The organism is Alcanivorax sp. IL3 (assembly GCF_047495465.1).
GTDB classification, from domain to species: domain Bacteria; phylum Pseudomonadota; class Gammaproteobacteria; order Pseudomonadales; family Alcanivoracaceae; genus Alcanivorax; species Alcanivorax jadensis.
Map to the genome: position 1 here is coordinate 1,983,780 of NZ_CP179931.1, position 14,423 is coordinate 1,998,202.

Below are 14,423 nucleotides of genomic sequence, written 5' to 3' on the forward strand. Positions count from 1 at the left end.
AGCCCGATACAATCCTTACCCTGCTTTTCACCCGGATTTGCCTCCGGCCCTGATAGACTCTCGATTTGCATAATTCCTAGAATAACTGACAAGGACACGCATGCGGTTACTGTCCCTGCTATATCAATTCTTTTTCCGGGTTGTCCTGCTGTCGTTACTGGCCGTGTCCGCGCTGGCGGATGATCGCAAGCCGGTATCCCTGGCTGTGGTGGATTTATCGCGCTCCCAGGATGCGCTGCTGGTAAACGGCACCCTGGTAGCAGATCGAGCAGCCCGGCTTTCCGCGTCTGTTTCCGGGCTGGTGAGCAAATTGCTCGTGGATATCGGCGACAAGGTTGAGACCGGCGCCCCTCTGATTGAGCTGGATGCCGAGCTGACCCGTCTGGAGCTACAGCGTTCCCGGGCTGACTATCAGCAGCAACAGGCCACACTGGAAGACGCCCGCCGGCGACTGCAGGAAGCCAACAGCCTGGTGGCGAAGCGAAGCATCGCCGCCAGCGAAGTACGCAGCCTGGAATCTGAGGTTCAGGTGGCCACCTCGGGACTGGCCTCAAGCCAGGCTGACGTGGCGAGGCAGCAAGCCTTGCTCAAGCGACATACCCTTCGCGCCCCTTTCAGTGGTGTTATCAGCGCAAAGCTTACCGAGGTAGGTGAATGGCTGACACCTGGCACCACGGTCTTTGAGCTGGTGGGAAGCGATGATCTGCACGCGGATTTTGCGGTCCCACAACAGTATTTTCCGCAGTTGTCCCTGGATACCGGCCTGGAGGTCTGGCTGGAGAAGGAAGACGACTCGGAGAGCTCGATAGCCGCAAGCATTACCGCAATTGTGCCTGTTAACGACCCTACTGCCAGAACCTTCACGGTGAGAGCCAGTGTTGACGGGAAATCCCTGACGCCGGGCATGGCGATCAATGGCCGGCTACAAATGCCCTCAGCAAATACACGGCCCTCCGTACCCCGAGACGCCCTGCTCCGTGACAGCCAGGGCAATGTGACGGTCTGGATTGCCGAGGGCGACGATAAAAACCTGGTGGCGCGCCGCAAGGTCGTCAAAATCGCCTCGGGCCAGTCACAGCAGGTCACTATAGTCGAGGGCCTGAATCGTGGTGATCGTGTGGTTATCCGCGGCAACGAGAGCTTGCGGGACGGTGACAAGATCCGGGTGGTGGACTGATGTTCGAGAAGATTGTCCGCAATGGCACCCTGATGACGGTAGTGGTGTTGATCATCACCCTGCTCGGCGTTCTCGCTGCACTGCGCATTCCGGTTCAGATGATTCCCGATCTGGAAGTGCGAACCATTTCCGTGGTGACAAGCTGGCCCGGTGCCACGCCCCAGGATGTGGAAAAGGAAATCCTCATCGAGCAGGAAGAGTACCTGCGCAATCTTCCCAACTTGCGGCGGATGACCTCCTCCGCCGGCAGTGGCGAGGCGGAAATCGAGCTGGAATTCCCCTTCGGCGTGGATATCACCGACGCACTGATCCGGGTCAATAATGCCCTCAGTCAGGTCCCTACCTATCCGGATAATGTGGATCAGCCGCGCATTCTCTCCAGTTCGTTTTCCAGTAACGCCTTCATGTATTACCGCGTCTCTCCCCTGCCCGATAATCCTCGCGGGCTGGACATGGACATGATGCAGGATTTCATCGACGACGAAGTACGCTCGCGCATGGAGAGCGTGGCCGGGGTCTCCCAGGTGGAAGTGCGCGGCGGTGCCGAACGGCAGGTGCAGTTGCTGCTGGATGCCCAGAAACTGGCCCAGTTCGGGCTCAGTGTGGTGGATGTAAGGGATGCCCTGCGTGAGCGAAACCGGGATGTGTCCGGCGGCGAGCTGGAAAGCGGTAAGCGGCGCTATTTGCTGCGTACTGTGGGGCGCTTCAAGGATATCGACAGCCTCAATGAACTGATTCTGGTCCGCAGCGGTGACTCCCAGGTACGCCTGAAAGATGTGGCTACTGTAGTACTCGATCACTTCCCTGTTCGCAGCCTGTCACGGGTCAATGGCGAGCCGGTGATCAGCCTGGCGGTGCGCCGGGAAACCGGCTCCAATGTCATCGACATCAAGTACGCCATGTTCGACCAGGTAACGCAGATCAACCGTGAGGTGCTGGAGCCGGCAGGCATGCGCATGGCACTGATCGCTGATGATGTGCGTTACGTGGAAGCCTCGGTGGCCAATGTGTGGACCAATCTGGCCATTGGTGCGGTGTTTGCCACCCTGGTCATGTTCCTGTTCCTGCGCTCGGTGAAGATCACCGCCGTGGGCGTGATCGGCATTCCCATCTGCACTATTGCCGCATTTCTTGGCCTGCTGCTTGCCGGGCGCACCATCAATGTGATTTCCCTGGCGGGTATCGCCTTTGCTATCGGCATGACACTGGATAATTCCATCGTGGTGCTGGAAAGTATCGAGACGGAACGGCGCAAGGGGCTGGATCGCTTTCGCGCGGCGGTGAGCGGCATCCAGAAGGTGTGGCCCGCGGTGTTCGCCTCCACCATGACCACGGTGCTGGTATTTCTGCCGGTGGTGTTTATTCAGGAAGAGGCCGGCCAGCTTTATTCCGATATCGCCATTGCCGTATCCGCGTCGATTCTGGTCTCCATGCTGGTGGCCATGACGGTAATTCCCACCCTCTCAGCCCGGCTGGATTTCAGTGCCGTGGTGGCCCATGACGGCCAGCACAGCCGCTGGATGACCGCCCTGCACCGCCTTTCCGGTCGCCTATCCAGTAGTCGTCCTCGGCAAGTGATCACCCTGCTGGCAACCGTGTTGATAGGTGGCGCTATTGTGCTGTTTCTGACGCCGCCAGCAGAATATCTGCCTGAGGGCGAGGAACCGAAAACCTTTGCCAGCATGAGTGCCCCGCCGGGTTACAACCTGAGCACCATGGAAGCCATTGCTGACGAAGTAGAAGCAGAGTTCTTGCCGCTGGTGGGGGCCGACCCGGCGGACTACGAGTCAGGAAAGCTGGCCATGCCGCCAATGAAGTATGTGAATATGGGTGTGGATGCGGAGCGCCTGCGCATCATCGCCGAGCCGGTGGATCCGGCGCACATGGAAGCGATGATGGATGCCATCACCGAGGTCTATCAACGCTATCCAGGCATGGGTGCTTTCGCGGCTCGCGGATCGATCATATCCAGTAACGACGGCGGTACCCGCAGCGTGACCCTGGACGTGGCCGGGGCTGATCTGGCGGAAATCTACACAGTGGCCTCACGGCTGGAGCGCGAGGCCGAACAAGTATTTGATAATCCGCGCATCCAGTCCCAGCCTGCCAGCCTGTCCCTGGCCCAGCCGCTGATCGAGGTCCATCCGCGCTGGAGCCGTGCCGCCGAAGTGCAGTTTTCCACGCAAGAACTGGGCTTTACGGTAGCGGCACTGACCGATGGTGCCTATCTGGATGAGTTTTTCCTGGGTGACGACAAGATCGACATCTATGCCTACAGCCACCGTACCGGCACCCGGCCGGATCTGGCTGCCCTCCCCGGCTTGCCAGTCCATACGCCTATCGGTGCGACGGTGCCACTATCATCCCTGGCTACCCTGAAGGAAACCGTGGACACCAGTGTGGTGCGGCGGGTCAACGGCCGGCGCACAGTAACGCTGAATATCATCCCGCCCCGGGGTGTGGCCCTGGAAACCGGGGTCAGCCGGGTGCGCGGCATGATTCAGCAATTGCGCGATGCCGGCGAGATTCCGGGTACCATCAGCATCAGCCTGTCCGGCGCCAGCGACCAGTTGCAGGCTACCCAGGAATCCCTGTCCGGCAATTATATTGTGGCGCTGATGCTGGTCTACCTGTTGCTGGTGGCTATTTTTACCCATTGGGGCTTCCCGTTGCTGATCATGACTACGATTCCACTGGGCATCGCCAGCGGCCTGCTGGGTCTGGCAATGATGAATGGTGTGGGCGCCTTGCTGCCAGTCCTGGGGCTGCCACCGCTAACCCAGCCCTTCGACATGATCACCATGCTCGGTTTTCTGATTCTGATGGGCACAGTGGTAAACAATCCGATCCTGATCGTGCATCAGGCGACGCTGAATTTCCGCGATAATGCCATGAGCGCCGTGGATGCCGTGAGCGAGGCCGTGGCCTCACGATTGCGCCCCATCGCCATGACCACCATTACCACGGTCTGTGGCCTGGCGCCGCTGGTGCTGATCCCCGGTGAGGGCACAGAGCTCTATCGGGGGGTCGGGGCGATTGTCCTGTTCGGGCTGCTCGGCACTGCCATTGTGACCATCACTTTCCTGCCAGCGCTCACTGCGCTGGTGCTTTCACTTTTCAAAAAGAGGGTCTGAATTTCGCAGCGTTCCTTTCTGACGGTTGACGGAAGCGCCAAAGTGACCACAAAGTAACTGAGGTTATCTCATAGTAGGTGAGACATTTTGTCCCAGGGTTACGAACGGCGCAGTTGATCTATATCAAGAAAGCCGGGGAACGTGCTTGGTATCGTCTCCCGGCGCATCATTCGGAAGGGAACGTACATGGAAAACTCAGCGGTTTCACCCTCTTACAACTACACGGTGGTACGGCAATTCACCATCATGTCCGTTGTATGGGGGATAGTGGGTATGCTGGTGGGGGTGATCATCGCCGCCCAGCTTGCCTGGCCAGTCCTCAATTTCGAGTTACCCTGGTTCAGTTTTGGCCGGTTACGGCCACTGCACACCAACGCGGTGATCTTTGCCTTTGGCGGCTCTGCCCTCATCGGCACCAGTTACTACGTTGTGCAGCGAACCTGCCAGGCCACCCTGGCGTTTCCCAAGCTGGCTGCTTTCAGCTTCTGGGGTTGGCAGGCGGTGATTGTGGCTGCCGCCATCACCCTGCCCATGGGGTATACCAGCACCAAGGAATATGCGGAGCTGGAATGGCCCATCGACATCCTGATCACCCTGGTCTGGGTGGCCTATGCCATCGTCTTCTTTGCCACTATCGCCCGGCGTAAACAACCTCACATCTACGTGGCGAACTGGTTCTATGGGGCCTTCATCATTGCAGTTGCCCTGCTTCATGTGATCAACAACATCGCCATTCCCGTCTCGGCGATGAAATCCTACTCCGTCTATTCCGGGTCGATCGACGCCATGGTGCAGTGGTGGTACGGGCACAATGCGGTGGGCTTTTTCCTGACCGCAGGCTTCCTCGGCATGATGTATTACTACGTGCCGGTACAGGCCCAGCGCCCGGTATACTCCTACCGTCTTTCCATCGTGCATTTCTGGGCCCTGATCGCAGTGTACATGTGGGCCGGCCCGCATCATCTGCACTACTCTTCCCTGCCCGACTGGGCGCAGTCCGTGGGCATGGCATTTTCCATCGTACTGCTGGCGCCCAGCTGGGGCGGCATGATCAACGGCATGATGACCCTGTCCGGGGCCTGGCATAAGTTGCGCACGGATCCGATCATCCGCTTCATGATCGTTGCCCTCTCCTTCTACGGCATGAGCACCTTCGAAGGGCCGATGATGTCCATCAAGACCGTCAACGCGCTCAGCCACAACACGGACTGGACCATCGGCCATGTGCATTCCGGTGCGCTGGGCTGGGTAGCCATGATCACCATCGGCGCTATCTACGTCATGATTCCCCGCTTGTTTGAGCGCAAGCAGATGTACTCCATCGGCTGGATCAATGCCCACTTCTGGCTGAGCACCATCGGTACGGTGTTGTACATCGCCTCCATGTGGGTGTCCGGGATCATGCAGGGTCTGATGTGGCGAGCGGTAAACAGCGATGGCACCCTGACCTACAACTTTGTCCAGGAACTGGTGGAAAGGCAGCCGTTCTACGCCATCCGCCTGCTCGGTGGGGTGGTGTTCTTCGCCGGCATGGTGCTGATGGCTGTCAACGTCTACAAGACCATCGTTGCCGAGCGCGATACCCACGGTGACGACAACGTGCTGCAGGCTGCCTGAGGAGACCGACATGTCCAATGCCCATGAAAGAGTGGAAAAGAATGTCGGCCTGATGATTGTGCTGACGTTGATTGCGGTGAGTTTCGGTGGCCTGGCGGAAATCGTGCCACTGTTCTGGCAGAAGGCCACCACTGAGCCACTGGAAACTCTGGAGCCTTACACAGCTCTGGAAATGGAAGGTCGCGACATCTATATCCGCGAAGGCTGCCACGTCTGCCATACGCAGATGGTGCGCCCCCTTCGTGCGGAAACGGAACGCTATGGCGCCTACTCAGTGGCCGGCGAAGATGTCTGGGAGCACCCCTTCCTGTGGGGCTCCAAGCGTACCGGGCCGGATCTGGCTCGTGTCGGTCTGCGGCCGATCACCGAGCAATGGCACCGTGAACATTTGCGCGATCCGCGCCAGGTAGTGCCGGAATCGAATATGCCGGCTTATCCCTGGTTGCAGGAAAATCTCGTGGACTGGGGCGACACGGAACGAACCTTGCGATTGTTCAAGGACACCTTTGGTGTGCCCTACAGCGAACAGGATATCACCGAGCAAATGAACAAGATCAAGGGTGAGTGGGCTGATGCCACGGAAGAAGATGCCCTGGTGGCCTATCTGCTTTCCCTGGGCCAGGAACGTAAGGAGGTAGCACAATGAGCTTTCAAGCCCTGTTTACGCTGGTCTTCTTCGTCGCTTTTATGGCGATGACGATATGGGTGTATCGCCCCAGCCGAAAAAAAGACTACGAAAAACTCTCACACATGGCCCTTGAGGCTGACCGCCGCAAAGAGAGGGACGAGCAATGAGTGATTTCTGGAGCTGGTTCATCATCATTATCGTTGCCATCAATCTGCTCGGTTGTGCGGGCCTGTTGTTGTGGAACAATCAGATCTCTCCGGAGGAGGCTGCCAAGGAAACCACTGGGCACAGCTTTGACGGTATTCAGGAACGCAATGCCCCGCTTCCCCGCTGGTGGCTGTTCCTGTTTATCGGCACATTGATCTTCGCATGTGTGTATCTGGTGCTTTATCCCGGTCTGGGAAAGTTCCCGGGGGTGCTGAACTGGAGCAGTACACTGCAATACGAAAAGGAAGTCGCCCTGGTGGCGCGGCAGACGGACCCGCTGTTTGAGCAGTTTGGCAAAGTGCCGGTGGATGAACTGATCGAGTACCCGGAGGCTTTGGCCGTGGGTGGTCGTCTATTTGCCAACAATTGCGCCATCTGTCATGGCTCGGATGCCCGCGGCGCGAAAGGCTACCCGAATCTGGCGGATGATGACTGGCTATATGGTGGTGAGCCCAAACAGATCATTGCCAGTATTGCCCAGGGCCGCACAGGCATGATGCCCCCCATGGCCGCTGCTATCGGCAATACCGACAAGGCAGTGCGCGACATGGCCATCTACGTGCAAAGCCTGAGCCGACCGGATCTGGCCAACGACGCGGATAAGGCCGCCGCCATCGAGCGAGCGAAGCCCAAATTCGCAGTTTGTGCCGCGTGCCATGGCCAGGACGGCAAAGGAAATCAGGCCATGGGTGCGCCCGATCTTACGGACACCACCTGGCTTTACGGTCCGCGTCTGGAGGACATCGAGACCACTATTCGCGAAGGACGAAAAGGGGAAATGCCCAAGCATGAAAATCTACTCAGCAAAGAGAAGATTCATGTCATTGCGGCCTACGTTTACAGCCTGTCCAACAAGTCAGCCCCGTAACCCCAGGGCCATTGTCGCAGCCTGCAAAAGGCTGCGACAGGCCGAGTCGGCGGATCACGCCAGCAGTCTTCGAGGTGCGTAATGAGTGAGCGCGACCGCATTAAAACCGTTGATGACAGCCCGGAAGCACAGGGCCCCATTAGCCTCTATGCCAAGCGTAAACGGATCCAGGTGAAATCCATCAGTGGCCGTTTCCAGCGCATTCGCGATTTCAGCATCATCAGCACCATGGGGCTTTATCTTGCCCTACCCTGGATTCGCTGGGATGGACAGCAAGCTGTTCTCTTTGATCTGCCGAACCGGCAGTTCCATATTTTTGGCCTGACTCTCTGGCCGCAGGATTTCCTGTTTCTTTCCTGGGCGCTGATCATTGCTGCGTTCGCCTTGTTTTTTTTCACGGTTCTGGCCGGGCGAGTCTATTGTGGGTATGTATGTCCCCAGACTACCTGGACCCGCTTTTTCCAGTGGATAGAACAACTTTTTGAAGGTGACCGGCATAGTCGAATGAAGATGGACGAGGCGCCCTGGTCCATGAGTAAGTTGCTACGGCGCGGCAGTAAACATGTGCTGTGGTTGGCGCTGGCCTTTCTTACCGGCCTCACTTTTGTCGGCTATTTTTCACCGATTACGGATCTGACTGTTCGTATCTTCAGTGTTGAATGGGGTGGCTGGGAATTGTTCTGGGTAGGTTTCTTTACCGTTGCCACTTATATGAACGCCGGTTTCATGCGCGAGCAGGTGTGCCTGTATATGTGCCCCTATGCCCGTTTCCAGAGCGTCATGTTCGATCGTGAAACGCTCATCGTTTCCTATGACGAAGATCGTGGCGAACCCCGTGGCCGGGGTAGCAAGAAACGCAATCAGGAGCCGCAGGCTGTCGAAAAAGGCGACTGCATTGACTGTGGACTGTGTGTTCAGGTCTGCCCTACAGGCATTGATATTCGCGATGGGCTCCAATACGAATGTATTACCTGCGCGGCCTGTATTGATGCCTGCGACGATGTCATGGATCACATCGACAAGCCCAGGGGCTTGATCCGCTACACCACCGAGAATGCGCTGGAAGGGAAGGAATCCCGGGTGCTGCGTCCCCGGTTGATCGGTTATGGCATTGTCCTGCTGGCCATGGCTACCCTGTTTATGGCCACGCTCTATAACCGTGTGCCCTTGCAGGTGGATGTTCTGCGCGATCGCAATCAGCTTTTCCGGGTTGCCAGCAGCGGCCGCGTGGAGAACGTCTATCGCCTGGAAATTCTCAACAAGGGCCAGGATGCCCATCGTTATACACTGAGTCTGGAAGGCCCTGAGGGGCTGCGCATGGAAAACCGCACTGAGTTTACTATCCAGCCCGGGCAGCACCTGTCATTGCCGGTGACGGTAAGTTATGACCCCTATGAGGTGGAAATGCAGTCATCCACCATCTGGTTTTCAGTAAGGTCACTGAACGACCCGGACCTGGAGAAACAGCATGAATCCCGTTTCATCACCCCACGTCGATGATCGCCCCTGGTATCGATACCCGCTGCTCTGGCTGGCCATTCTGCTGCCGGCCAGTTCAGTGATTGCCGGCCTGACCACCCTGTATATTGCCGTCATCAATGCAGACAGCCCGGTGGTCGACGAGTGGTACAAGGAGGGCCGTGGAATTAACCGCTCCGCGGAACAGGAACAGATTGCCGCGCGACTGGGCATTGGCCTGGTGCTGTCCCAGGTGGGCGCCGGTGTTCAGGCAAGGCTGACCAGCGATGCCGGAATCCCTGCGCCAGAATTGATTACCGTGGCGCTGCGACACCCCACCCTCAAGGAAAAGGATGTGTTGCTGACACTCCATCACCAGGGCAATGGCGTTTTTCGTGGCGACGGAGCTCTCCCCTCAATGGGCCGTTTTATCGCTACCGCCTCTACCCCTGAGGGGCACTGGCGTCTTTACCAAAGTGGCAGCATTGAAGACGGTACGGTGCGCCTGGGTTACGCTACCAAGCCATGAATCAGAGCCTCACCCCACCCTGCTGGCACTGCGGGCAGCCTGCCCCGTCTGGTGCTTTCACCGCCCGCACCCCGGAGGGAAGCCGTGATGCCTGCTGCCCGGGATGTGCTGCCGCCATCGAGACCATTTACGGCATGGGGCTGGATGACTATTACCGGATTCGACAGGACGAAGCCCCGGCACCGGATGCACGCCGGGCAGAACTGGACCTGGCTCTGTTCGAGATCCCCGACCTGCTTGCGCCACACTGTGCGTCGCTGCCTGACGGCGAACGCCTGCAGCTGCAACTGAGCGGACTGACCTGTGCGGCCTGCAGCTGGTTAATCGAAAAAGCCCTGTCCACACAGCCTGGTGTCAGTCGCGCCAGTGTCAATCTGGCGGGCATGACACTGACAGTGGACTACCAGGGGGCACCGCAAGCCCGGGAAACCGCCCGCCGCATCCAGCAACTGGGTTATGGCGTTAGCCTGCCCGGTGATCCTGCCGCCACCGCAGCCAATCGCCGCGAGCACAAGCGCCTGCTGGGCAGGCTGATACTGGCCGGACTGGGCGCCATGCAGGCCATGATGTATTCCATGGCGTTGTATATCGGCGTCTTTGATGGTTCGGATGCGGTTTACGAGTGGGTCTTCCGCCTGGCCAGCTTTTTTGTCGCCACCCCGGTGGTCTTTTATGCTGGCTGGCCCTTCTTTCAAGGCGCATGGCGTGGGTTGCGCAATCGCAATCTGACCATGGACACCCCCATCGCCCTGGCTCTTTTCCTGGCCTGGGGCGGCAGCCTGGTAGCCATGTTCACCGGCGGCAGCCACGTGTACTTCGATTCCGCCGCCATGTTCGTTTTCTTCCTGTTGATCAGCCGCTGGCTGGAACACCGTCAGCGCCAGGCTATTAATGCGGGCTATGCGAGGCTTGGCGATACCCTGCCCCGTGCGGTTCGCCGTCTCAGTGGTGATCAGGCGCAATGGGTCAGTCTCAGGCAGGTGGCAGCCGGCGACCGATTGCTGCTGATTCAGGGTGATGTGGTACCGGTGGATGGCCGTATCATCGACGGCCAGGGCACCTTCGATGAAGCGGCACTGACCGGTGAATCTGTGCCGATAAGCCGGGGGCTCCATTCTTGCCTGGTGGCCGGAGCCCGCCTGCAGGAAGGCTCAATCACGCTGCAGGCAGAGTGCGCCGCAGACCACAGTCAGATTGCCCGAATCGCTGAACAGGTGGAGCTGGCCAGCCGCGAGCGGCTGGATGTGATCCGTGACTGGCACCGCATCGCCCCACTTTTTACCGCTGCGGTTCTTCTGCTGGCTGCCTTTACGTTGCTTTGGCACTGGCCGGCCGGGCCCGGCGAGGCTTTTGACCACACCCTGGCGGTACTGGTGATCACCTGCCCATGCGCGCTGGCGCTGGCTGTACCTCTGACTCTTTCGGCGACCCTGGGTACCGCCCTGCGCGAAGGAGTGCTGGTGGCATCGCCTCGCCAGCTGCTGCGATTACCCCATATCGGCGGGGTGCTCTTTGATAAAACCGGGACGCTGACTCTGGGACGTTTCTCGTTGGTAGACACCCAGGTTGCCGGTGAAGGGCAAAAGGCCGATCTGCTTGCCATTGTTTCCGCTCTGGAATGGAACAACCCTCACCCGCTGGCCCAGGCCTTTCGCGACATTGCGCGCAACCCGCAAATGACAGACATCCTGCCGGATGGAAATGGTATTACCGGCAACCTTCAGGGCCAGCAATGGCGCATCAGTGGCGCACCGCAACAGGCTCGCCCCGGTACAACCTGCCTGCAACTGAGCCGTGACGGCGCCGTGCAGTTGTATTTGTGGTTGCAGGACAGCATTCGCGAGGAGAGTGCTGCGGTAACACGGGCTCTTCGCCAGCAAGGGTTGGCTGTACGCATGGCAACCGGCGACAACGATGCCGCTGCCGGGCCGGTGGCCAGGGAATTATCGCTGGAGGAATGGCGTGCCGGCATGAAGCCCGCTGACAAGACCCGCTGGCTCAAGGAGCTGCAGACGACCACGACGCAAATGATGGTGGGTGACGGCATCAATGATGCGGAGGCCATGCTGGCGGCGGACGTATCCGTGGCCACCGCCAACGCCACCAGCCTGGCCCAGCGGGCAGCAGGATTGTATCTGCTCAAGGACAATCTGCAGGCGATACCGGCTTTGCCTGCACTTGCCAGGCGTTGCCAGCGCACCATTCGCCAGAATCTCACCTGGGCCCTGCTCTATAATCTGTTGGCGGTGCCCTTTGCCGTGGCCGGGTGGATTCCGCCCTGGGCTGCGGCCATCGGCATGTCTGCCAGTTCACTGCTAGTCACCCTCAACGCAACGCGAGTTACCCGATGGAAATCGTCCTCCTGCTGATCCCTCTGGCACTGCTGTTTCTTGCCGGGGCGATCTGGGCCCTGTTCTGGGCCCTGCGCAAGGATCAGTTTGATGATCTGGATAATGCCTCTTGGCGGGTGGTGTTCGAAGATCGTGAACAGCGCAAAGGCCTCCCTACGAGTAAAGAGGCTGCAGATCACGACAACGAGCGGGACTCATGATGCCAGAGAGCCCGGAATCCCTGCTGACTCTGCTTGCCAGTGCTCTTCTGCTGGCGTCTGCCGGCAGTGTTCACTGTATCGGCATGTGTGGCGGCATCAGCAGCGCGCTCACCTTCTCGATTCCAGAATCGCGCCGCCAGGGTAAGTCCCTGTGGGGCTGGCAGCTACTCTTCGGCATCGGCCGGGTCTCGACCTATATGGTGCTTGGTAGCCTTGCAGGGATGCTGGGCAAGGCGTTGCTGGATTGGCTGCCTGGCCCCTCCATGGCCATTGGGCTAGCCCTGTCCGGCGTTCTGATGTTGCTGCTCAGTGGTTATCTGCTCGGGCAAGGCGTGTGGCTAAAAAAACTGGAAGGTATTGGTGCCGGGCTGTGGCGCCGATTACAGCCCCTGACCCGGCGGCTACTCCCGGTAGATCGCCCGCTAAAGGCGCTGGCGCTGGGCGGACTATGGGGCCTGCTGCCCTGTGGCCTGATTTATACCGCCCTGGCCCTTGCCGTTACGGCCGGCAGCGCACCGGCTGGTGCATTGGTGATGCTGGTCTTCGGTATAGTAACCATCATCCCCGTGGCCATTACCGGTGTGATCGCCTCCCGGCTGCAGCATTTTCGCAACGGCATCTGGCCAAAGGTGGCGGCATCACTGACGTTTCTGCTGGCGCTGGCATTCTTCTGGCAGGCCTGGTCCATGAGCCAGATGCCCCATCACGTTCACCCTGGTCCTGCCGATTCAGGCAAACACAGCCACCACCATCAGCCCGAGACTTGATCCAGGTCAACACAGTCAATTCAGGGCCCGCAATAATGGAGTAAATCACTTAACTGGAGAGCGGGTGTGGCTACCTGGGACAAAACATTGATCAGCCGGCATGGCGGTCCCGGACCGCGCTACACGTCTTACCCGCCTGCTCCCCAGTTTCACGAGGAAGTCAGTGAGTCGGATTATGCCGAGGCCATTGATGCTGGCAATGCCGCTCGCCGGCCGTTGTCGCTGTATATGCACATTCCGTTCTGCAGCACCGTCTGCTATTACTGCGCCTGCAATCGGGTTGTCACCGCCAACCGTGGCAGAGCGGCGGAATACCTGAAACGTCTGAAGCAGGAAATCGGCCTGCGCGCCGAACAGGTAGACAGGCAAAGGCCGGTCACCCAGATTCACTGGGGTGGCGGCACCCCCACCTTTCTAAGTGATGCCCAGATCACCGAACTGGTCTATTACATGGCCAGACACTTCACCCTGCGTGAAGATGACCGTGGCGACTATGCCATCGAGATTGATCCACGCACCGTGGACCAGGCTCGTCTGGGGCTGCTTCGTGGCCTGGGCTTCAATCGTATCAGCCTCGGGGTTCAGGACCTGGATTTGCGTGTGCAGCAGGCGGTCAATCGGGTCCAGCCCTATGAAATGATTCGTCAGACCATGGGCTGGGCGCGGGATTTCGGTTTCAAATCCATTAACACCGATCTGATTTACGGCCTCCCCTGGCAGTCGGAATCCAGTCTGGCCCGCACCATCGAGCAGATTGCAGACCTTCGGCCCGAGCGAATTTCGCTGTACAACTACGCCCATCTGCCGGCGCGCTTCAAAATTCAGCGGCAGATACCGGATATGGCCTTGCCCAGCCCGGAAGAAAAGCTGTCCATGTTCGTCCGTGCCGGGCGCATCCTCCAGGATGCCGGCTATACCTTTATCGGCATGGATCACTTTGCTCTGGAAAGCGACGAGATTGCCGTGGCTCAGCGCAACGGGCTTCTGCACCGCAATTTTCAGGGATACACCCTCCACGGGGATGCGGATTTGCTGGGCTTTGGGGTCAGTGCCATCAGCCAGATCGGCAATCTTTACGCGCAGAACATGAAATCATTAAGTCATTGGTCGGATGCCATTGATCAGCACCAGTCCACCATTGAACAGGGTTATCTCCTGGATCGCGATGACCAGATGCGCCGCGACCTTATCATGCGCCTGTTGTGCGACCTGTACGTGGACATGAATCTGTTCAGTGAGCAGTGGCAAATCAATTTCCCTGACTACTTTGTGGATGCCCTGGCTTCCTGGGTGGAGTTTGAGGATCAGGGGCTGGTGCGCGTGGACAAGCAGCGGCTGGTGATCACCGAGCAGGGCCGGCTGGTAAGCCGGGCCCTGGTGATGCCTTTTGATCGCTATACCCAGAACGAGGCCCAAAATCGCTTCAGTCGCATCATTTGAACTATATTCGCTTGTTGTTCACCCTACCCTATACTGTAAGGTGAAAT

General features: G+C 58.8%; 12 protein-coding genes. All 12 read left to right on the forward strand.

Translation table 11 applies throughout. From position 1 onward, the window contains the following. The first annotated feature begins 100 nt into the window (after positions 1 to 100). The 12 genes from ACMG4M_RS09240 (at position 101) to hemN (ending at position 14,376) form a co-directional block, all read left to right on the forward strand. Positions 101 to 1,177, forward strand: a complete 1,077-nt coding sequence (locus tag ACMG4M_RS09240; protein ID WP_414429851.1) for an efflux RND transporter periplasmic adaptor subunit — start codon at positions 101 to 103, stop codon at positions 1,175 to 1,177. Continuing rightward, entirely contained in the window at positions 1,177 to 4,311 is a 3,135-nt protein-coding gene (locus ACMG4M_RS09245; protein ID WP_414429852.1) for an efflux RND transporter permease subunit, read from the forward strand. The genes ACMG4M_RS09240 and ACMG4M_RS09245 overlap by 1 nt, the downstream gene beginning before the upstream one ends. A 186-nt stretch (positions 4,312 to 4,497) precedes the next feature. Further along, a complete protein-coding gene (gene ccoN, locus ACMG4M_RS09250) occupies positions 4,498 to 5,928 on the forward strand; it encodes a cytochrome-c oxidase, cbb3-type subunit I (protein ID WP_035244404.1) in 1,431 nt (476 codons plus the stop codon). 10 nt (positions 5,929 to 5,938) lie between these two features. After that, the gene (gene ccoO / locus ACMG4M_RS09255) at positions 5,939 to 6,574 is read left to right on the forward strand and encodes a cytochrome-c oxidase, cbb3-type subunit II (RefSeq protein ID WP_035244405.1); all 636 of its coding nucleotides are present in this window, start codon (positions 5,939 to 5,941) and stop codon (positions 6,572 to 6,574) included. After that, positions 6,571 to 6,723 carry a cbb3-type cytochrome oxidase subunit 3 gene (locus tag ACMG4M_RS09260; RefSeq protein ID WP_035244407.1) on the forward strand — a complete coding sequence of 51 codons (153 nt, stop codon included), beginning with the start codon at positions 6,571 to 6,573 and terminating at the stop codon, positions 6,721 to 6,723. Before ccoO ends, ACMG4M_RS09260 begins: the two co-directional genes overlap by 4 nt. Then, on the forward strand, positions 6,720 to 7,631 hold the full coding sequence (gene ccoP, locus ACMG4M_RS09265) for a cytochrome-c oxidase, cbb3-type subunit III (protein WP_414429853.1): 912 nt from the start codon (positions 6,720 to 6,722) through the stop codon (positions 7,629 to 7,631). Before ACMG4M_RS09260 ends, ccoP begins: the two co-directional genes overlap by 4 nt. Positions 7,632 to 7,712: 81 nt before the next feature. Next, the gene (gene ccoG / locus ACMG4M_RS09270; RefSeq protein ID WP_035244410.1) at positions 7,713 to 9,131 is read left to right on the forward strand and encodes a cytochrome c oxidase accessory protein CcoG; all 1,419 of its coding nucleotides are present in this window, start codon (positions 7,713 to 7,715) and stop codon (positions 9,129 to 9,131) included. After that, complete coding sequence (locus ACMG4M_RS09275) at positions 9,100 to 9,618, forward strand: FixH family protein (RefSeq protein ID WP_414429854.1); 519 nt, start codon at positions 9,100 to 9,102, stop codon at positions 9,616 to 9,618. Before ccoG ends, ACMG4M_RS09275 begins: the two co-directional genes overlap by 32 nt. After that, complete coding sequence (locus tag ACMG4M_RS09280) at positions 9,615 to 11,987, forward strand: heavy metal translocating P-type ATPase (protein ID WP_035244413.1); 2,373 nt, start codon at positions 9,615 to 9,617, stop codon at positions 11,985 to 11,987. The genes ACMG4M_RS09275 and ACMG4M_RS09280 overlap by 4 nt, the downstream gene beginning before the upstream one ends. Further along, positions 11,966 to 12,169: a cbb3-type cytochrome oxidase assembly protein CcoS gene (gene ccoS, locus ACMG4M_RS09285; protein WP_035244415.1), complete on the forward strand. Its 204-nt coding sequence runs from the start codon at positions 11,966 to 11,968 to the stop codon at positions 12,167 to 12,169. The genes ACMG4M_RS09280 and ccoS overlap by 22 nt, the downstream gene beginning before the upstream one ends. Continuing rightward, positions 12,166 to 12,936, forward strand: coding sequence for a sulfite exporter TauE/SafE family protein (locus ACMG4M_RS09290; protein ID WP_232221951.1), 771 nt, complete (start codon positions 12,166 to 12,168; stop codon positions 12,934 to 12,936). Before ccoS ends, ACMG4M_RS09290 begins: the two co-directional genes overlap by 4 nt. A gap of 66 nt (positions 12,937 to 13,002) precedes the next feature. Then, entirely contained in the window at positions 13,003 to 14,376 is a 1,374-nt protein-coding gene (gene hemN / locus ACMG4M_RS09295) for an oxygen-independent coproporphyrinogen III oxidase (RefSeq protein WP_414429855.1), read from the forward strand. The last annotated feature ends 47 nt before the right edge of the window (positions 14,377 to 14,423 follow it).